Annotated in this window: 14 protein-coding genes; 8 read left to right on the top strand and 6 right to left on the bottom strand. The window is 70.7% G+C overall.

The features are described 5' to 3' along the window. Window positions 1-152: 152 nt before the first annotated feature. Together ORV05_RS10880 and ORV05_RS10875 are read right to left on the bottom strand one after the other, a co-directional pair. Window positions 153-1,592 carry an MFS transporter gene (locus ORV05_RS10880; protein WP_268758332.1) on the bottom strand — a complete coding sequence of 480 codons (1,440 nt, stop codon included), beginning with the start codon at window positions 1,590-1,592 and terminating at the stop codon, window positions 153-155. A 40-nt stretch (window positions 1,593-1,632) separates the two neighbouring features. Then, window positions 1,633-1,998, bottom strand: a complete 366-nt coding sequence (locus ORV05_RS10875) for a nuclear transport factor 2 family protein (protein WP_268758331.1) — start codon at window positions 1,996-1,998, stop codon at window positions 1,633-1,635. 133 nt (window positions 1,999-2,131) lie between these two features. Between ORV05_RS10875 and ORV05_RS10870 the strand changes: the two genes are divergently transcribed. The 3 genes from ORV05_RS10870 to ORV05_RS10860 all read left to right on the top strand — a co-directional run bounded on the left by ORV05_RS10870 (window position 2,132) and on the right by ORV05_RS10860 (window position 7,538). After that, window positions 2,132-4,831, top strand: coding sequence for a helix-turn-helix transcriptional regulator (locus ORV05_RS10870; protein WP_268758330.1), 2,700 nt, complete (start codon window positions 2,132-2,134; stop codon window positions 4,829-4,831). Between the two features lie 282 nt (window positions 4,832-5,113). Beyond that, a complete protein-coding gene (locus ORV05_RS10865; protein WP_268758329.1) occupies window positions 5,114-6,376 on the top strand; it encodes a beta-ketoacyl synthase N-terminal-like domain-containing protein in 1,263 nt (420 codons plus the stop codon). Between the two features lie 61 nt (window positions 6,377-6,437). Then, a complete protein-coding gene (locus ORV05_RS10860; protein ID WP_268758328.1) occupies window positions 6,438-7,538 on the top strand; it encodes a CaiB/BaiF CoA transferase family protein in 1,101 nt (366 codons plus the stop codon). Between the two features lie 17 nt (window positions 7,539-7,555). Here the strand turns inward: ORV05_RS10860 and ORV05_RS10855 are convergent, their stop codons facing one another. Then, window positions 7,556-8,041: a MarR family transcriptional regulator gene (locus ORV05_RS10855; RefSeq protein ID WP_268758327.1), complete on the bottom strand. Its 486-nt coding sequence runs from the start codon at window positions 8,039-8,041 to the stop codon at window positions 7,556-7,558. 122 nt (window positions 8,042-8,163) lie between these two features. Next, on the bottom strand, window positions 8,164-8,586 hold the full coding sequence (locus tag ORV05_RS10850) for an organic hydroperoxide resistance protein (RefSeq protein WP_268758326.1): 423 nt from the start codon (window positions 8,584-8,586) through the stop codon (window positions 8,164-8,166). A 113-nt stretch (window positions 8,587-8,699) separates the two neighbouring features. On the opposite strand from ORV05_RS10850, the gene ORV05_RS10845 reads away from it, so the two are divergent. After that, the gene (locus ORV05_RS10845) at window positions 8,700-9,266 is read left to right on the top strand and encodes a TetR/AcrR family transcriptional regulator (protein WP_268758325.1); all 567 of its coding nucleotides are present in this window, start codon (window positions 8,700-8,702) and stop codon (window positions 9,264-9,266) included. 60 nt (window positions 9,267-9,326) lie between these two features. Then, a complete protein-coding gene (locus ORV05_RS10840; RefSeq protein WP_268758324.1) occupies window positions 9,327-9,683 on the top strand; it encodes a YrdB family protein in 357 nt (118 codons plus the stop codon). 235 nt (window positions 9,684-9,918) lie between these two features. On the opposite strand, the gene ORV05_RS10835 is transcribed toward ORV05_RS10840, so the two are convergent. Continuing rightward, complete coding sequence (locus ORV05_RS10835) at window positions 9,919-11,391, bottom strand: alpha/beta hydrolase (RefSeq protein ID WP_268758323.1); 1,473 nt, start codon at window positions 11,389-11,391, stop codon at window positions 9,919-9,921. A 119-nt stretch (window positions 11,392-11,510) separates the two neighbouring features. Between ORV05_RS10835 and ORV05_RS10830 the strand changes: the two genes are divergently transcribed. Then, window positions 11,511-12,134, top strand: a complete 624-nt coding sequence (locus ORV05_RS10830) for a transglycosylase SLT domain-containing protein (RefSeq protein WP_268758322.1) — start codon at window positions 11,511-11,513, stop codon at window positions 12,132-12,134. Between the two features lie 136 nt (window positions 12,135-12,270). Beyond that, complete coding sequence (locus ORV05_RS10825; RefSeq protein ID WP_268758321.1) at window positions 12,271-14,364, top strand: tetratricopeptide repeat protein; 2,094 nt, start codon at window positions 12,271-12,273, stop codon at window positions 14,362-14,364. Window positions 14,365-14,437: 73 nt separating this feature from the next. Here ORV05_RS10825 and ORV05_RS10820 read toward each other — a convergent pair whose 3' ends face one another. Beyond that, complete coding sequence (locus ORV05_RS10820; RefSeq protein ID WP_268758320.1) at window positions 14,438-15,646, bottom strand: hypothetical protein; 1,209 nt, start codon at window positions 15,644-15,646, stop codon at window positions 14,438-14,440. Window positions 15,647-15,798: 152 nt separating this feature from the next. On the opposite strand from ORV05_RS10820, the gene ORV05_RS10815 reads away from it, so the two are divergent. Continuing rightward, the gene (locus ORV05_RS10815) at window positions 15,799-18,798 is read left to right on the top strand and encodes an AfsR/SARP family transcriptional regulator (RefSeq protein WP_268758319.1); all 3,000 of its coding nucleotides are present in this window, start codon (window positions 15,799-15,801) and stop codon (window positions 18,796-18,798) included. Window positions 18,799-19,509 lie beyond the last annotated feature (711 nt).

Here is a 19,509-nt window from a genome sequence, read left to right as displayed (position 1 = left end):
CAGGATTGGCCAACCGCCCTGCGGTGTCCATGTGACGCACGGCGGTTCCACATGATGGACGAAACCATTCCCCGGGTGTCCCGCGCGCCCGGGAAAAGGAATCGGACGTGTCCGCGCACGGACACGTCCGAAGTGGAGTGGATCGGCCGTCGTCAGCCGGTGGGTGCCTTGGGCAGGAGCTGCACCAGGCCGGCGACCGCGACGGCCACCCCGGCGAGCACCAGCTCACTGACCGAGAAGGCGCCGTCGAACCCGCCGAGCGCACCGAGCACCTGGTAGAACACCACACCGACCATGGCGACCCCGATCGCGCCACCCGCCTGCTGCGCGGCGTTCAGCACGCCGGACGCGGCGGCCGCGTGCCCCTGCCGCACCCCGGCCAGCACCGTCGCGGGCAACGGCGCCATCACCAGCCCCATCCCGGCCCCGGCGATGAGCAGGCCGGGGGCCAGCCACGCGGCGGCACCGGCCGTGCCGATCTCCTCGGCGGTGACCGCCAGGATCAGATAGCCCGCCGCCACGGTGAGCGCGCCGGCCGCGAGCACCTGCCTGCCCAGCCGGGCGGCCACCTGCCCCGCCTTGCTGGAGGAGACGAAGTAGCCGAGGCCGAGCGGGAGGAACACCAGGCCCGAGCCGAGCGCGCTCAGCCCGTGGCCCTGCTGCAGGTACAGCGCGAGCACCAGGAAGAACGACGCCGTGGTCAGGGCGTAGACCAGCCCGATCGCCACTCCGGCGGAGAAGGCGCGCTGCCGGAACATGGCCAGGTCGACCAGTGGCGAGCCGCCGCGGTCCCCCGTGCGGCGCTGGTGGACGACGAACCCGGCGAGCAGCGGCACCGCCGCGGCCAGGCACAGCCAGGTCCACAGCGGCCAGCCCTGCTGCTGGCCCTGCACCAGCGGCAGCACGATCGCGACCAGGCCGAGGGAAACGAGCACCGTCCCGGTGAGGTCGAGCCGGGACCGGCCGCCCGCCCCGGACTCGGGCACCAGCCTGCCCGCCAGCACCAGCGCGATCGCACCGACCGGCACGTTGATCAGGAAGATGCTGCGCCAGCCGAGGCCCGCGATGTCGGCCTGGATCAGCACGCCGCCGATGAGCTGGCCGAACACCCCGCCGAAGCCCATGGCCAGGCCGAAGGCGTTGAAGGCGGCGGTGCGGTGCCGCCCGGTGTAGACCACGTTGAGGATGGCCAGGACCTGCGGTGACAACAGCGCGGCACCGAGGCCCTGCAGGACCCGGGCGGCGATGAGCACGCCCGCGGTGGGGGCCAGGCCGCAGGCCGCCGAGGCCACCGTGAACACGCTCAGGCCGACCCGGAACATCCGGCGCCTGCCGTGGAGGTCGCCCAGCCGCCCGCCGGTGATCAGGCTGGCCGCGTAGGCCAGCCCGAACCCGGCCACGACGAACTGGACGGCCGCGGGCCCCGCGTGCAGCCCGCGCTGCAGAGAGGGGATCGCGACGTTGACGATGAAGAAGTCGAGCGTGGTGATGAAGATGCCGGCCAGGAGAACGCCCAGCGCGCCCCAGGACGGCCGATCCGCCGCGGGCGGCGCGACCTCGGCGGATCGGATCGGATCGATGGTGGTGCTCACGTCGTTCTCCTGACCGGGTGACTGCTGCGAAACGCAGGTTTCAGAGGGCGGGGACCTTGTCGAGGAAGCCGTAGACGGCGTTGACCCGGCCGTCGGCGGCGAGCACGGCGACGTCGAAACCGACGACCATCGCTTCCCCGTCGGCGGGGCCGAGCTCCCAGGTGAACCGGACCTGGTCGTGGTGCCCGTCGGGCGAGCCGGCCAGCCGGAAGGTGAAACCGGGGAACTGCCCCTGCACCGCGGCGACGGTGGCGTCGAAGGCATCGGCGCCTTCCGCGACGGCCATCGGGTCGACGTAGGTGATCTCCGGGGTCATCAGCTTGCCGATCGCGGCCTTCCTGGCGTCCGCGTCGGTCTCGTTCCAGACGGCGATGTACTGCTCGGCGACGGCGTTCAGCTCGCTCATGGTGGTACTCCTTCTCGGTTGATCGGTTGCGTTCTTGCTGGTGAAGACGTTATGGGCGCGCGGGCCGCGAGGAATCGGTCGCGCTTAGGTAATTGACCGGCGGCACCGCGGACAGCATCAGTACTGTGGCGGCATGCTCTACGGGCGGGACGAGGAACGCGCCGTCATCGACGGTCTGCTCGACGCGGCGGCACAGGGCCGAAGCGGGGTTCTGGTGCTGACCGGCGAACCGGGGATCGGCAAGAGCGCCCTGCTCGACTACGCCGCCTCGTCGGCGCGCAACGCCCATGTGCTGCGTGCGGCGGCGACCGAGTCCGAGGCCGCGTTGCCGTTCGCCGGACTGCAACTGCTGCTCCGCTCGGCGGGTCCGGCGGTGGACGCACTGCCCGCGGTGCAGGCCGCCGCCTGGCGCGCCGCGATGGGGCTGGCCCCGGCGGCGGACGCCGATCGCTTCCTGGTGGGCCTTGCGGCGCTGTCCCTGTTGTCGGAACTGGCTTCCGGCTCACCGCTGCTGTGCCTTGTGGACGACGCCCAGTGGCTGGACACCGAATCCGCCGAGGCACTGTCGTTCGCCGCGCGGCGGCTGGACGCCGAAGGCGTGGTACTGCTGTTCGGCGTCCGCGAGGGCAGCGCTTTCCCTAGCCAGGGGCTTCCCCTGCGCAGGCTGGACGGACTGGATGCCTCGGCGGCGGCCGAACTGCTCGACCGGCGCGGCGGCGAGCTGAGCCCACAACTGCGGTACCGGGTGCTCGCCGAGGCCGGCGGGAACCCCTTGGCACTGCTCGAACTGCCGTCGGCGCTCGCGACGGCGGACGCCGCGCCGCCGGGCGGGCTGCCCCTGACCGAACGGATGCGGGCGGCGTTCGCCGCCCAGGTGCGGGGACTGCCCGGGCCGACCCGCACGGTGCTCCGGGTGGCGGCCGCCGACGACACCGGGGAGCTGGCGGTGGTGTTACGGGCCGCGGCGGCGCTCGGCGCCTCGGTGGACGACCTGACACCGGCCGAACGGGCCGGGCTGGTGCGGATCACCGGCGGCACGGTCGCCTTCCGGCATCCGCTCCTGCGGGCGGCCGTCTACCAGGAGGTTCCGCTCGCCGAGCGGCTCCGGCTGCACCGGGCGCTGGCCGAGGCGCTGGACCGGGCCGAAGACGCGGATCGCCGTGCCTGGCACCGGGCCGCGGCCGCCACCGGGCCCGACGAGGAGGTCGCCGCGGAACTGGAGCGGACCGCGCGCCGGGCGGGCGAACGCAGCGGGCACACCGCCGCGGCCGCCGCCTACGAGCGGTCCGTCCAGCTCACCCCGGCGCCGGCGGACCGGGACCGGCGGCTGATCCTCGCCGCCGAAGCGGCCGGTGAGGCCGGTGCCGTCGACCACGCGCTCAAGCTGGCGGGCCGGGTTTCCGCATCGCCGGAGGATCCCGCGTTGCGGGCCCGGCACGTGCAGGTGGAGGCGTTCGGCCGGTTCTGGCAGGGACGTCAGCGTGAGGCGTACCAACTGCTCGCCGACAGCGCCGCCCGGCTGGCCGGGACAGATCCGCACCGGTCGCTGGAAACACTGGTGGAAGCCGCCTATATCGCCTGGTTCACCGGCCACCGGGAACTCGGCGACGCGATCGGCCGCCTCGCCGCCACGCCGGTGGCCCCGGACGACCGGCTGCGCCCGATGACCGAAATGATCGTGGGCGGACTGTCGATGGCGCTGGCTCGCCCCGCGGACACCGGCGACGTGGACACCGCGTTCGCCGAGACGGTGCGCGCCGCCGCCGGGGACTACCGGGAAATGCTGTTCGTCGCCGGAGTCCAGCTGGCGACCGGCCGGGACCGCCAGGCCCGCGAGCTGTCCGAAACCCTCGTTTCGCAAGCGCGGGCGCGCGGCAGCATCAGCTGGCTGCCCAACCTGCTGTTCATGCTCAGCGAAGCCCAGCTGTTCCACGGGCAGCACCGGGACGCCACGGCCCATGCCGAGGAGGCGCTGCGGATCGCGGTCGACGCGGACCTGCGGCATTGGCACGGGCAGCTGCGCGGCGTGCTGGCCCACCTCGCGGCGATCGCGGGCGACGAGACCCGCTGCCGGGAGCTGACCGAGGAGGTTCTGGCGGCCCCGCTGGATCCCGGCCTGCCCCGGGCGCGATGGGCGCTCGGGCTGCTGGACCTCGGCCGCGGCCGGGCCGCCGCCGCACTCGACCGGCTCGGCGCGCTCGCGGGCGGCCCCGACTTCTACGGCCTGTCCGTGCTGCGCAGCGTCCCGGACCTGGTGGAGGCGGCGGTGCGGGCCGGGGAGCCGGACCGTGCCGCCGAACCGTTGCGGCGGTACGCGGACTGGGCGCAGAGGACCGGCCAGGCCTGGGCGGAGGCACTGATCCTGCGCTGCCGGGCGCTGCTCGCGCCGGAGGGGGAAGCCGAAAAGCACTTCAGGAGCGCGCTGGAACGGCATCAGGACGATCCCCGCCCGTTCGAATCGGCGCGGACCACGCTGCTGTACGGGGAATGGCTGCGCCGGGCACGGCGCAAGGCGGAGGCGAGCACCCGCCTGCGGGCCGCGCACGCGGACTTCGAACGGCTCGGCGCCGCGGGCTGGGCGGACCGGGCCGCGGCCGAACTGACCGCGACCGGCGTCACCGGCACCACCACCTCGGCCCCGGCGGGCCCAGCGAGCACACTCACCCCGCAGGAACTGCAGATCGTGCGCCTCGCCGGGCGCGGTCTGTCCAACAAGGACATCGCCGCGCAGCTGTTCCTCAGTCCCCGCACGGTGGGCTACCACCTGTACAAGGCGTACCCGAAACTCGGCGTGCTCTCCCGCGGCGAACTGGCCGGTCTCCCCCTCGACTGAACGCCGCTGTCAGCGGGCGCGCGGCCGCGGAACTGGGCGGCGGTGCGGCCGAACTCCGTCTTCAGCGCCCGGCCGAGGTGGGCGGGCACGACGCGGAGCGGCGCGCAGACACCGGAAGCGGTGGACGGTCGCCGGTATGCGTCACCACCGGGTACCTCCGGTCACCGGTTCTCCCGGAATCGAGTACTCGCGGTGCCTTCCGCGTCCCCGCCGAGGCGAGGTTACCTCGAAGGGATGCGGCGAGAACACCAGGGAAAGCGCGACGGAGGGGGCGAGGAAAGCGTGGGAACGTGGCTGCCGATCACGCTGCGGGGTGTGGGACTGACCCTGCCGGGGCTGGACAAACCGTGCTACGACTTCGACGAGTTCGCCGGTGCGGTCCTGTCCGGTTCGTGCGCGATCACCCCGCTGGCCGGCACCGGCACCCCGATCAGGGTGGCCGGGCAGGTGCCGGGTGACGGCGACGAACACCTTGTCCTGCCGGAGAAACTGCTCAGGCGGATGACCAGGGCCAGCCGGTTCGCGCACAGCGCGGTGACCCGCGCGCTGGAGGACGCCGGGCTCACCGCCGGGCAGATCAGCGCGGGCGATGCGGTCCTGGTGGTCAGCTCCTACCAGTTCGCGCTGCCGGAAACCATCGCACTGTTCGAGCGGTTCGAACGGGAGGGACCCGCCGCGGTCGCCTTCGACTACTGGGTCTCCACCGCCCCCGCCGCGATCGCCTCGGGGATGGCCACGAACCTGGGCCTCCAGATCCCGACGGTCTCGCTCACCGGCGGGTGCAGCACCTCGATGCGGGCGTTCGAACTGGCCGCTTCGATGGTGGGCCGCGGCGAGGTGGACCACGCGATCGTGGTCGGGGTCGACACTCCCCTGGAGCCGCTGTACCTGTCGGCCACGGGACACCCGGGGCGCTCCGGCCACCACGCCTCCAGCCTGTCCGGCGATCCGTCGGACGTCCGGCCGCACGACGAGCACCAGACCGGGAACGCTCCGGCGGAGGGCGCCGCCGCCGTCGTACTGGGGCGGCCGGGCCACCGTGGCTCACGCACCTTCGAGGGCGAGTTCCAGGCGTTGTCCACCCGCAACGGCGGACGCAACCCCATGGGGCTCGGGACGCCCGAACCGTGCGCGGCCGACCTCGCGCGGTTGCTGCGCGGTGCCGGTCTCTCGCTGCGCGACCTCGCCTTCTTCTGCGACTTCGCCGAGGGCAACCGTCAGCTGGAGGACTTCCTGTGCGACACGCTGTCGGCGCTGCGGCGGACGCTGGGCGACGACGAGCCGCTGCCCCTCACCTCCCAGGAGGCCTGTTTCGGTCACCTGCCCGGCGCGGCCGGGTTGCTGAAGGTCCTGGCGAGCGTGCTCATGCTCGACCAGCGCCGGGTGGCGCCGACCGCCAACCTGGTGACGCCGTACTCCCGGCTGCCCGCACAACCCGTGGCCGGTGAACCGGCGCCGATCACCGATCCCGCACGGCGCACCGCGCTGGCCGTGGGCCTGTCCGGCGGCGGCGACGCCACCTCCGTTTTGCTGAGGGCGGTCTGACCGGCGACACTGGCCGACACTGACCGGCGACACCGGCCCGGCGAGGGGGCGAGGAGGCGGCATGCCCGGACCACTGGCGGGCCTGCGGGTGGTAGAACTCGGCGGGATCGGCCCGGGGCCGCACGCGGCGATGCTCCTGGCCGACCTCGGTGCCGACGTGGTGCGAGTGGAGCGTCCCCGCGGCGGACTGCGCGTGGTCCCGCCCGGACGGCCCGACTGGCTGCTGCGCGGACGACGGCTGCTGGCGGCCGACCTCAAGGAGCCCGAACAGGCGGCACTGGTGCTCGCCCTGATCGAGCGGGCCGACGTGGTGATCGAAGGGTTCCGGCCCGGGGTGGCCGAGCGGCTCGGGGTGGGACCGGACGCGGCCAGGGTCCGCAATCCGCGCCTCGTCTACGCCCGGATGACGGGCTGGGGACAGGACGGGCCCCGCGCCCAGCGGGCCGGGCACGACATCAACTACCTCTCGCTCACCGGGGTGCTCCACGCGATCGGCACCGCCGGGGCCCGGCCGACCCCGCCGTTGAACCTGGTCGGCGACTTCGGCGGCGGCTCGCTGTACCTGGTGATGGGCGTGCTCGCCGCACTGTGGGAACGCGAGCGCTCCGGCGAGGGCCAGGTGATCGACGCGGCCATCGTGGACGGGGTGAGTTCACTGGCCCAGGGCGTGTGGGGCCTGCTGGCCGCCGGGGTCTGGCGCGACGAACCGGCGTCGAACCTCGTGGACAGCGGGGCGCCGTTCTACGACACCTACGCCTGTGCCGACGGGAAGTACGTGGCGGTGGGCGCGATCGAGCCGCAGTTCTACGCCGCGCTGCTGGCCGGACTCGGCCTGAGTCCGGGCGAGTTGCCCGCGCAGCACGACCGGCCGGGGTGGCCGGTGCTGCGGGAACGGTTCGCCGCGGCCTTCGCCACGAAGACGCGCGACGAATGGGCCGCCGTCTTCGAGGACACGGATGCGTGTGTCACGTCGGTCCTCGGCTTCTCGGAGGCCGCGGCGGACCCGCACCTGACGAGCAGGCACACGCTCGTCGAACTCGGCGGAGCGCCGCAGGCCGCCCCGGCTCCCCGGTTCTCCCGCACCGTCCCGGAGCTGCCCGCACCACCGCCGCCCGAGGGAGGCCGCGACAACGACGCGATCCTCCGGGACTGGGGCCTTTAGGTCCCGGCTCGTCCTTTTCAGGACTCCGCGAGTTCCTCGGTGGCGTCCCGGCCCGCCGTGGTGGTGCGGTGGAGGAAGTCGGCGATCAGCTCCAGCTGGCCCTCGTCGTAGCCGGCGCAGAGCTCGTCCATCGAGGCGTTCATCCCGCCGTAGAGCCGGTACACCTCGGCGATGCGGTCGCGCAGCGCGTGCACGAGGACGGCGCGCCGGTCCGCGGGGTCGCGTTCGCGCACCACCCAGCCGCCGCGTTCGAGCCGGTCGAGCACCCCGGTCACGGTGGCCGGGTGCAGCCCCGCGAGCCGCGCGAGCGCCGTCGGGCTGAGCGGGCCGTGCTGGTTGACCAGGTCGAGGCAGTCGAAATCGGAGTCCTTGAGGTCGAGGCGGGCGCCGACCTGGTGGTTGAGCACCGACAGCTGGGTGCTCAGCTCGCGCAGGGAGTCCTTGATCGTCGTCTGCAGCCGGCGGCGCCGCCGGGCCGCCTCGCCGGACGATCCCGAACCCATCGGCAAACCCCTCTCGTCACTTCCCGGAAGGGAGACGATATCAACCTCTCCCCAACGTCCTTTCCGGACAAGAAGGATCGGGCCCGGCACCCGGTTCGCGCGCGTGCCGGGCCCATGGGAATTCAGGCGACGACGGCCTCGATGGTCACCGGGATGTTGCCCCGGGTGGCGTTCGAGTACGGGCACACCTGGTGCGAGGCCTGGACCAGTTCGTCCGCGGTCTGCTGGTCGATGCCGCTGAACTCCACCTGCAGCGCGACGGTCAGGGCGAACCCCCCGGCGTCGTTCGGGCCGATACCGACCTCGGCGGACACCGCGGAGTCGGTGAACTCGATCTTCTTCTGCCGCGCCACCGCCTTGAGCGCCGAGTGGAAACAGGCCGCGTAACCGGCCGCGAAGAGCTGCTCGGGGTTGGTGGTGCCACCGGCACCACCCAGCTCCTTCTGAATGGCGAGGTCGAAGTCGAGCAGGCCGTCCGAGGAGCGGACGTGGCCGTCACGGCCATCGCCGGTCGACATCGCGGCCGCGGTGTACAGGACCTTCATGGTGGAGCCTCCTGAAGAGAACGATCGGTCTTTCTACTGCGGTCCACTGTGCCATGGTGATCGAGAAAAGGCAAGACCGATCGTTCTGTCTCTATATCTGGTATCGTGGCGACATGCCCAGCGCTACCGGTACCCGCCCGTCCGAAGCCCGGGAACGCCTGCTGCGCACCGCGTCCGAACTCTTCTACGCCGAGGGCATCCGCGCGGTGGGCGTCGATCGGGTGCTCGCCGAGGCGAACGTCACGCGGGCCACCTTCTACCGGCATTTCCCCAGCAAGGACGACCTCGTCGTCGCGTATCTGAGGACCGTCGACGAGGCGGCGCGAGCCGTCGCCGCCCGCGCGAAGCCCGGGCCGGAGCGACTGCGCGCGACGGTCGCCGAGATGGCGGAACTGGTGTGCAGCCCTGGCTTCCGCGGTTGCGCGTTCATCAACGCGGCCGCCGAGTTTCCCGATCCGGATAGCCCGGTGCACCGTGCCGTGACCGAACACCGGCAATGGCTGGGCTCGCTGTTCGTGCACGACCTCACCGAGGCCGGGCACCCCGATCCGGAGGGTGCGGCGGCCCATCTGATGATGCTGCGCGACGGCGCGATGGTGGCCGGCTACCTCGCCGACGCCGATCGGGCGCGGGCAACCCTGATCCGCGGCCTCGACGCGATCCTGTCCGCGGCCCGCTGACTCTTTCCTCCGGTGCCCCGCCGGTGTCATGATCATCGGCAACCGAGGGGAGAACGACCGATGCGACTGCCTGCACCGGTGCACGTGGTGAACGAGGGCCTGGCCTTCCTGCTGGAGCTGGTGGCCTTCGGCTGCCTCGCGTGGTGGGGCTTCACCCTGAACTTCGCACTGGGCCTGGCCCTGCCCATCCTCGCGATCGTGGTGTGGGGTCTGTTCGCCGCGCCCAGGGCGAGGTTCCGCCTCCCGATCGCCGGGGTGCTCGCGGTGAAGGCCCTGGTCTTCGGTGCCGCGGCCGCCGCGTTCTACGGGGTGGATCAGCCCACGCTGGGCCTCGTCTTCGCGATCGTCGTCGTGCTCAACACCGGACTGGCCACCGCCGACCGCCAGGCCCGCCCGCGGGAGAGCCTGCCCGGTTGAGCGCGCGGGAGGTCCGGCGCGAGCCGTGAGGGGACCCCTCACAGGAAAGCAGGCCAGGGTCCCGACAAGTCCGGTGCCTTGAGGGGCACCGGCCCCGGACCGAGCGTGGAACACAGGTGCCGGAGCGTGGAACACAAGCGCCTGAGTGGGACACGAAGCGCGGAAGGTGGACTCGCGCGACTGAGCGACACGGCTGTGAAGGGCCCCTTCACAGCCGTTCGACGGGAGTTCGGCCTCAGCCTGCGGGACAGTAGACGTCCGCGCGCGGTCGCTGACCGGTGACCAGGAAGTCGGTGACCGCGTTGTCGCCGCAGCGGTTCCCGTTCGCCAGGTAGGCCTCGTGGCCGCCCGAGTCGACAGTGATCATCACGGCCCGGTCGCCGAAGGCACGACGCAGGTTCAGCGCGCCGGAATAGGGCGTCGCCGGGTCGCGCAGGTTCTGGACGAGGAGCACGTTCCGTGGCCCCCGGTCGCTGATCCGCACCGCGGGCTCGGCCGGAGCGGCCGGCCAGAACGCGCACGGGCCGATGTTCACCGGCATACCCGCCGTGAGCGGGTAGCTCGCCCGGTTGGCGGCCACCTTCGCGGCGTAGCCGTCGATCGAGTCCGGCCAGGCGACATCGCCGCACAGCGTGCCCACCGCCACCGCGTCGGTGTTCTGCACCGCCTGCTCCGGCGGCGCACTCGCCGCGGGCAGCGGAGTGCCGTCCAGCGCGGCCCGCATGACCGCCGCGAGCCTCGGGAACCGGCTGTCCGAGTACAGGGCCCCGAGCAGGATCTCCCGCAGCGTGTTTCCGTTCAGCACGGGCGGCTTCGCGCCGGACCACGGCAGTGGCCGCCGATCGAGGCGGGCAGCCAGTGCCAGGAACGTGTCACGCACTTCGGCAGGGGTGCCCGCGATCCGGTACGGATTGCCCGCCGCGGAGGCCCAGGCCGCGAAGTCCGGGAAGCGGTCTTCCACGCCGATCGAGTAGTTGGCCAGCCATCGGCGTTCCAGCAGCCGCGGATCGGGATCGTCGTTGCTGTCCAGCACCACCTGCCCGGTGTGCGAAGCGAACAGGGTGGCGTAGACCGCGCCCACGTAGGTCCCGTAGGACACGCCCCAGTACGAGATCTTGTTCTCTCCCAGGGCTTGCCGGATACGGTCGATATCGCGCGCCTCCGTGATCGAGCCGATGCTGCGCAGCACCGGCCCGCCTCGGTTCAGGCAGGCGTCGGCCACCTCCTTGGCCGCCGTCACGTTGGCCGCGATGCCGCCGTCCGCGTCCGGCCACGGCAGGACATCGAGGTCGGCCGCCGGGAGGTCGCAGGACACCGGGGAACTGCGTCCCACCCCGCGCGGGTCGAAGCCCACCAGGTCATAGCTGTCCAGCACTGACGCGGGCAACTTGGCCGCGTCGGCCGAAGGCAGGTTCAGCCCGGAGCCACCAGGGCCGCCGGGGATCAGCAGCAGCACGCCGCGCCGGGAACGCGGCTGGGCGGACCGGATCCGGGAGATGGACAGGGAAATCCGCGGCCCGCCGGGGTCGCGGTAGTCGAGCGGCACGGCCAGGGTGGCGCACCGTTGCCGGGGATCCAGCGGACTCCCGTTCGCGGTGGCCGGGCACGGTCCCCAGGTCGGCGAGTCGGACGCCGCGGCGTCGGCGGCAGGCATGCCGGTCGCCACCAACGCCGCCACGAGCGCGCCGACCAGAGCGATCTTTTTCATGTCCGGCAGCCTGTCTTCAGTGCGGCGCGCGGACCATCCGGCGACCCCCAGCCATCCTGGTAGGGCCTGCCCCCCATGATGGAATCGTGCAGGCTTGGGGACCAGCGGAAGGCGGGACTATGCGATGGGGTCGGCGGGTCGCCCTGGCCGTGCTCGTGCCGGTGCTCGCCGGATGCGCCGTGACGGGCAACGCACCCAGCGGGCCGACAACGCCGCCACCGTCGAGCGCGTCCGCCCCGGCTCCGGCCACCTCGAACCAGGATCCGGCGAAATTCGCCGCACAGGTGGTGGCGCACGCCCGTGAGGCGGGGGTGGACGCGCAACTGGTCATGGCGATCCTCTACAACGAGTCGTACAAGCCGCACGACCCCGAACTGGAGCGGGCCTGGCAGCAACTCCACCCCGACGCCGCGTTCGGTGTGGCCAACATGCACCGGGCCGCGTTCGACGAGACCAAGCGCGGCCGCCCGTTCGCGGGCCGCGACTGGCAGGACCTACCCGACGACCCTGACCTGGCGATCCAGGCGGAGGCCTGGTACCTGCACGACCTGGCCGCCCAGCTGCCCGCGACCCGGTCCGGCCGCCTCACCACCAACGAACTGCTCGCCCTGGGCTACAACACGGGCCCCGGCAACATGCGGGCCTTCGCCCGCGGCACCACCCCGGGCTCCCAGGCCCAGTCGTATCTCGACACGCTGCACGCCAACTGGGCCAAGGCCGGCCAGGCCGTCGCACACGGCTGAAGCAGCTCGGGAGACTGCCGTTCCGGCCACAATTCCGCTCCTCTCGCTTCCGCAATGGGGTAGACAGAGAAGACCCCAGCGGAAACGGAACGGGACCGAGATGACCGAGGACGGGTGGAGACCGGCAAGGGGACCGGTGACGAACACCCTGTCCGGTGCCGTCGCCGGGCCGGTCATCCAGGCCGGATCGATCCACCAGGTGCACTTTCACCCCGGCAGGCCGCGAGTCACCCCCGCACAGCTTCCCGCTCCACCGCCAGTCAGCGGCCGTGACCGGGAACTGGAGGAGCTCGATGCCTTTCTCAAGGCGCAAAAGGGCAGTCCACTCCCCCTGGTCCTCATCACCGGTCCCGGCGGGGTCGGCAAGACCTCGCTGGCCTTGAGCTGGCTCCACCGGCACCGGGACGAATACCGCGATGGCCAACTGTACGTCGATCTCCACGCCTTCGGGCCGGGCGGACCGCTTTCTCCCGACACCGCGCTGGCCTGGTTCCTCGTCGCCCTGGGAGTCCCCCCGGCCGAGATTCCGGCCGAGCTGCCCGAACGGTCGGCCCTCTTCCGTTCGGTGACCGCCGGACTCGGTCTCGTCATCCTCCTGGACAATGCGTTCTCGGCCGCGCAGGTCCATCCGCTGTTACCGGCTTCGGAATCCGCGCTGTGCGTCGTAACCAGCCGTTGGCGCTTGGCCGGATTGGCCTTGAGCGGCCGGTCCGTGGAACTCGAACCCTTCTCGATCGAAGAATCGGCGGGGCTGCTGAAAAACCTGGTGGGCGAGGAACGGACCACCGCCGAGCCTGCCGCGGTGCGCCGGGTCGCCTCCGCCTGCGGCGGCTTGCCCCTTGCCCTGTCGACCGTGGCCGCCCGCCTCCGCACCCGGGGCGGCCGCACCTTCGAGCAGGAACTTCGCACGCTCACGGACGGAACCCGCCTGCTCCGGCTCGATACGGCGGATGGCCGGTCGCTCCAGGCGGTGTTCGACGCCTCGTATGCCGCGCTCACCACCGTTGCCGCCGACATCTACCTGGTGTGCGGACTGCACCCTGGCCCGGATTTCCGCATCGAGGCCGTAACGGCCGCATCGTCGCATTCCCGTGACGCCGTCCTCGACGGCCTTGACCAACTGGTGGAGGCGAACCTCCTCATCGAGGACGCCACCGGTCGTTTCCACTTCCACGACCTCCTCCGGGAACACGCCCGTACCCGCGCGGAACGGCAGTTGCGGCCGGCTGCCCGGAACGACGTGCTCCGGGCCTACGTGCGGTGGTACCTCGCGGCGACGGTCGAGGCCACCGGTCTCGTCCATCCGCACCGGCCGGGGCTGCTTTGCGTGGAGCCCGCGGATTCGTCCGGACTCCGCTTCGACCGCCCGGAAACCGCCATGGCCTGGCTGGTGGCGGAACAGCGGTCGATCCGGGCCGTGCTCCTTGCGGCCGACCGGCACGGGTGGCCCTCGCCCGTGTGGCGGTTCTGTGAGGCCCTTTGGGGTTTCTTCCTGCACCACCGGCACTACCAGGAGTGGATCGAGATACAGCGACTGGGCATCTCGGCGGCACGGCGAGCGGGACAGCCGTTGGCCGAGGCCCGGCTCCATTCGCAGCTCGGCTTCGCCTACGCGAAGCTGGGCCGTTTCGACGAAGCCGCGGCCGAGAACGAAATCGCGCTACGGCTGGGCGAGGCGCATAGCGACGGTCCGACCGTGGCCACGGCCCTTTCCCAGTTGGGGCGGGCCGCCCGCGGCCGGAAAGACCTGCCAGCCGCACTGCGCTACTTCCGCCAAGCCGCCGAAATCCAGGAAACGCTCGGGATTCTCCGCGGAGTCGCGCTGTGCCGGCGCCGGGCCGGTGACGTACTCGCGGAACTCGGTCGCACGGACGAGGCTGTCATCGAGCTCACCGCCGCCGCGCACCTGATGGCCGAGCTGGGTGACCCGATCCAGCACGCCCGCACCCTGATGGTCCTGGGCAGCCTACGATGCGATCAGGGCAGGCACGATCAGGGCATCCCTTTGCTGCACGAAACGTTGTCCTCGGTCCGGGCCTCCGGGTCTCCGTACTACACCGCGGAAATCCTGCTGGCGCTGGGAAAAGCCGAAGCCGGCTCCGGTCTCCCGGCGGCCGCGGATCACCTGGCCGAAGCCCGTGATCTCTATCAGGCCGCCGGGGATCCCCGCGCGGCACAGGCGTCATCACTCTTGGCCGCCGTCCAGGACGGCGGATCCGCGGACCGATAGTCCCTGACAACAGCGACCCCGCCGCGCGCGGTGCACCACGGGCTCCCGGTCGCGCCCGGTGAACGACCACGCGTCACCCTCCGATCGGCTCGGGCAACGGGAACGGCGCGGACGGGCCTTCGCCGGTGGGAACGGTCAAGGCCAGCAAGCGGTACATCGCCGCGCGGAGAATCCCGGCGGCCTGGCCCGGCCGGGACGAAATCGCCGCACTCACTTCCATCTGGAGCCTCTCCCGGTACAGCGAGGCGTCACTGAACTGGCGACGGAGTGAACGGCGCGGCCTGAAGGGCGGAGCAAACGAACGAACAAGGGCAGCGAGACTACCCTCCCGGATGTTGTCCCCAGGGCAGGCGGCGATGCTCACCGGACGCCCGATGCCCGCGGCGTAGGTGGTCGTGGATCCGTGATCCCCCACCACCCAGTCCGAGGCCACTACCGTCGCCCTCCACCCCTCCTCCGGCGGAAGCAGCAGAAGACCGCGTCTTATGCAGTCGGAAAGCCAGCCGACGACCTGGCGCCTGCCGTGCGCGGCCCAGATCTGCGGATGAAGCACCGCGGCGACCCTGGCGCCGGACTCGGGCGCCTTGTCGAGGATCTTCCGGTAAAGGCCCGGAAGCCTACCGAACACCGAATCCGGCGACCAGGTGGAACTGATCGTCACGAGCAGTTCTTCGTCACCGACGCCGAGCGCGTGGCGATAGGCGTTGCGCAGGGGCAGGCCGGCCACCAGACGGTCCCAGCAGATATCCCCTGCGACGATCGCGGCGGGCACTGCCTCCTCGCACCGATTCCGCAACTCGTCGAGTTCGCGGTCATGCGTGAGCGCGAGAACGGAGGGAAGCACCCGCCCGCGGTACGTCAACAGGTCGCGTTCCAGGCCGGTGCTCGGCACCGTGGCCCCGCCCGCCTTCCGGCTGTACTCACGGGACTTCATTGCGCCGGCACCGTGGGGCACCAGCAGGATCGGCCCCCGGACCTCCGCGAGGTGCCGATGGCTCGCCGCCAGCACCAGGTCGAATCGGTGTTCGACCGCCTGCCGCCAGGGAACCACGAAGGCCCGCTGGTCTCGCAGGTAGTCCCCAAGCCCATGCCATCCACTGGTGCCATGCGGCACGGTGAACACGAGCTGGATCCGGTGGTCGGCCTCGATCAACGGCACGAGGTCGAACAGCCGCGTACCTGCCGCCAGCGTCGGCACCATCACCAGCACGGTGCGACAACCGCTCCTGGTGATCCTGGTCTGCGCACCGAGGCCGATCGGCCCGTTGAGCCAGATACCCATTTCCCCTCATCTCCGCTCGACGGTCGGGCAACAGCGGCATCATCGGGCGACTCCGGAGACAAAAAGCTGTCACTGTTCCGACAAAGGGGAAACAAATGATCTTTTGATGTGTCAATCTGGTGTCAGAGCACTCCCGGCCGAGGGGGTAACGAATGGACATCGCGTTCTCCATCCTGGGATCCACCGCCCTCTCGGTGCGCGGTGAGCCGGTCGCGGACTGGGGTGAGCCGAGGCTTCGGGGGATTCTTGGTGTCCTGCTCGCCTGTGCGGGCCAGCGGATTCCGGTGGAGACGCTGGTCGAACGGGTATGGGAAGAAGACAGGCAACCCCCCGCGAACGACCGCACGACACTGAATACCTACGCCGGACGCATCCGCAAGGCCTTGCATGAAGCGAACGCACCGGCCCAGCTCCTCACTGTCCGGGGCGCCTACCTGCTCCAGGTCGAGCGCACCCGGATCGACTATTACGCATTCGAGTCACTGGCCGGCAGGGCCCGCGATCTGGCCGACGAAGGCAAACCCGACCGGGCACTGGAAATGATCACGAAAGCGCTTTCTCTCTGGCGTGACGCACCGCTGGCCGATCTGCGCACCGAATGGGCCGTGAATTGGCGCCAGTGGGCGACCGAACGGAGGTGGCTGCCCGGCCAGCGCCTCCTGCTCGATCAACTGATCCGGCTCGGTCGGCTCGACCCCGCGCTCGCCCGGCTCGACGAACTGGAGGACGGCCACGGACTCGATCTGGAGCTGGCCAAACGCAGGTTGCGCATCCTGGCCGCCCGCAGCGGGGAAGAGGAAACGACGGCCTACTTCGATCTGCGCAGGCGCCTGAAGGATGCGGGCTCGTTGGAGGACGCCGAAGAGCTGCGACGCTACCATGATCAACTGCGCGAACGCGGCGGGTGGGCCGCGCCGGTCACCGTTGCGTCCGCACCTTCGCCCGCCGAGTGGAAACCACCACGGGTCAACCTCCCCGCCGATGTCTCCGACTTTGTAGGACATGAAGAGCTGCAACGGAAACTGGGCAAGTTCGCCACCACCGAGACGGGAGCGTTGCGGCGTGGTGTGGCGATCGTCGACGGCCTTGCCGGGATCGGCAAGACCGCACTCGTGGTCCACTGGGCGCACCGGCTCCTCGGCCGCCAGGTCGACCATGCGGTCTACCTCGATCTGCTCGGATTCGCGCCGGGGCGCAGCCTCACCGTGGACGACGTCATCGGCGAACTGCTCATCGCCTTCGGGGCGTCCCTGGACCTGCTGACCACCCGCGCCCAGCGCGAAACCGCCCTCCGCGACACGCTCATCGGGACCAGGACCCTCATCATCCTGGACAACGCCGCGAACTCCGATCACCTCCGGCCGCTGCTGCTCCCGCTCTCCCCCGCGCTCGTCGTCGCCACCAGCAGGCACCGGCTGACCGGACTCGCCGGGCGGCACGGCGTGCTGCACTTTTCGGTATCTCCGCTCGACCGGCGGCAGTCGGCCGAACTGCTCGCCGTCCGCATCGGAGAACGCGCCGATTCCGACCCGCACTCGGTCGCCCGGCTCGCGCAGCTGTGCGGAGGGCTGCCCATGGCGCTGCAACTCGTCGCGCACCACATCGACCTTCACCAGGGAACTCCCTTGGCGCGATTCGCCGAAGAACTGAAGGACCGCAACCGCCTGCTCGACATCGGTGACGACGGCGACGACCCGCCGGCAAGCCTCCGTGCCGCCCTGTCGACCTCCTTGGAAGCCCTTCCCGAAGAGGCCAGGCAGCTGTTCGAGATGCTCGGCCTGGTACCGCTGCCCGAGATCGGCAGCCCGGCGGCGGCCGCGCTCATGGGCACGCCACCGGCGCGGGCCCAGCACGCCCTCGACATCCTGGCCAGTGCCCACCTGATCCAGCCGGTGGCCACGCCCGGCCGGTACCGTCTGCACGATCTCCTCCGGGCATTCGCGCGGCAACTGAGTTCCCGTATGGAGGAAGACGTCAAGGCTCAGGCGGAGAGCCGCCTTCTTTCCTACTTCCTCCACGCATCTTATGCCGCCGACAGGGCACTCTTCCCCTTCCGCGCGCCCGTGCCGATGCTCGCTCGCTGCGACGACGTGCACATGCCCGATTTCGCCGACTCCGATTCGGCGATTGCGTGGCTGCTCCGCGAGCGGGAGGTCTTCATGACCCTGATCCCCTGGGCAGCGCAGCGGAAGCACTGGGACTACGCCTGGCGACTCCCGCACAATCTGTACGGGGCATATCGGAGGTACGGGCACTACGAGAACCTGAGCTTCCTCTACCAGACTGCCATCGAGGCGGCAGAGGCCATCGGAGACCGCGACGGGGAAGGGGCATCGCGGAACGACCTCGGCTTGATCCTTGCCGCGCTCGAGGAGCGTGGCAAATCCGTCCGGCAGTTTCAGCTCGCGGCCTCCCTGGCCCGCGAAACCGGAGAGCTGTCCAAGGTCGCGACGACGTTGCTGCACCTCGGGAAAGCGGAGGCGCAAAGCGGAAACCACGATCAGGCCATGACGCACTACCGGGAGGCGCTTCGCCTGGCGGAGTCCACCAACGCCATCGCACTAGAAGCGTCCATTTTGGACGCTCTTGGCCGGAGCCATCATGCGACGGATCACCACGGTGCCGCACTCGAAGCGTTCGGGCGATCGCTGCGCATCAGAAGGGCGCTGGGCAACTGGCATGGTCAGACACAGACGCTGGCGGAGGTGGCGGACTGCTTCAGGGCGAAGGGTGACCTGACCGAGGCCGCGATCCACTGCCGTCGCGCGCTGGACATCGTCGAACGAATACACGATGTCGAAGTGGCCCCGCGAGCCTGCGAGGTCATGGCCCACATACAGGTCGGGCTGGGCCGGAACCGCACGGCCATGGAATACGCGCGTCAGGCGATCCGGCTCGCCGAGCGCATCAGGGCCCACCCGGTGACCGCTGGCGCCCTCCACGCACTGGGACTCGCATTGCACGCCACCGGGCACGACGCCGCGGCGGAAGAAGGCTGGCGACAGGCAGCGAAACTCTACTCGGCACTGGAAGACCATCGACGGCTGCGAGAAGTCCAAGCCGACCTGTCGATGCTCCGGGACGGAGCGCTCGTGCCTGTACCCGGGGACCAACCCGCGGTCAGCCCTGGCGTCCTCCACGACCCGCATTAATCCGAGAACTTTTCACGATAGGCCTCAGACGGCCGAGATTAATCCCCAATGGATCGGTCGCTTGTCGAAGCCTTCGGCGCGCCCCCTCGCACAGCCCTCCACAAGGGACACCCTCTTGATCGACAAGAACCGCCTTGGGTCTATCCTTCCCACTCATCGCGCGGTGGATGACGGTATACCGCCACCCGCCGCACCACTACTCGTGGAAAGAAAGCAAACCTTCTTTGAGCACGTTCTTACGCATCGCCGTGGCGACCATCCTACTGACCACATTGGCACTGGCCTGCATGAACGCGGCGCACAGTCTCCACGGCAGGGGCGGTGCCGACCCCAGCACGCTCGCCTATTGGAATCACGAATCCAAAACTGGCAGCATCCTGTCGTTGCACTTCTCCCCCCTATCCGCTAAACGGGTGTTCCGGTCCACCACTTCGACATGACTCGAACTGATCACCCCACTCCCGGACTTCCCTGCTGATCGAAAGATTCCCGGACGGCGAACGAAACGATGATTCTCCCAGGTACAGCGGGTTTTCACCGAGTTTCCCGCGCTGGGGCAAGACGAGGACCGGGGCGAGGTCGCATCTGGCCGGGGCGAGGGCGGGACCCAGATCGTCGGGGATCAGGCGCAGCGCGAAGCCTTCCCTCGCGCTGGCCGGGGACGAGATCGGCGAGAGCGCGGGAAATCTCGTACAGGGACCTCCCGGCGGG

Origin of the sequence: Amycolatopsis cynarae (genome assembly GCF_026802195.1) — a bacterium.
Lineage (GTDB): Bacteria > Actinomycetota > Actinomycetes > Mycobacteriales > Pseudonocardiaceae > Amycolatopsis_E > Amycolatopsis_E rhizosphaerae.
The sequence above is the reverse complement of the archived record's forward strand: the minus strand, read 5'-3'. Positions and strand labels throughout refer to the sequence as shown.

Excerpts from the sequence above, each read along its gene's own strand:
- ORV05_RS10875 (WP_268758331.1), bottom strand. The coding sequence starts at position 1,998 with ATGAGCGAGCTGAACGCCGTCGCCGAGCAGTACATCGCCGTCTGGAAC.
- ORV05_RS10870 (WP_268758330.1), top strand. The coding sequence starts at position 2,132 with ATGCTCTACGGGCGGGACGAGGAACGCGCCGTCATCGACGGTCTGCTC.
- ORV05_RS10860 (WP_268758328.1), top strand. The coding sequence starts at position 6,438 with ATGCCCGGACCACTGGCGGGCCTGCGGGTGGTAGAACTCGGCGGGATC.
- ORV05_RS10855 (WP_268758327.1), bottom strand. The coding sequence starts at position 8,041 with ATGGGTTCGGGATCGTCCGGCGAGGCGGCCCGGCGGCGCCGCCGGCTG.
- ORV05_RS10850 (WP_268758326.1), bottom strand. The coding sequence starts at position 8,586 with ATGAAGGTCCTGTACACCGCGGCCGCGATGTCGACCGGCGATGGCCGT.
- ORV05_RS10845 (WP_268758325.1), top strand. The coding sequence starts at position 8,700 with ATGCCCAGCGCTACCGGTACCCGCCCGTCCGAAGCCCGGGAACGCCTG.
- ORV05_RS10840 (WP_268758324.1), top strand. The coding sequence starts at position 9,327 with ATGCGACTGCCTGCACCGGTGCACGTGGTGAACGAGGGCCTGGCCTTC.
- ORV05_RS10835 (WP_268758323.1), bottom strand. The coding sequence starts at position 11,391 with ATGAAAAAGATCGCTCTGGTCGGCGCGCTCGTGGCGGCGTTGGTGGCG.
- ORV05_RS10830 (WP_268758322.1), top strand. The coding sequence starts at position 11,511 with ATGCGATGGGGTCGGCGGGTCGCCCTGGCCGTGCTCGTGCCGGTGCTC.
- ORV05_RS10820 (WP_268758320.1), bottom strand. The coding sequence starts at position 15,646 with ATGGGTATCTGGCTCAACGGGCCGATCGGCCTCGGTGCGCAGACCAGG.
- ORV05_RS10815 (WP_268758319.1), top strand. The coding sequence starts at position 15,799 with ATGGACATCGCGTTCTCCATCCTGGGATCCACCGCCCTCTCGGTGCGC.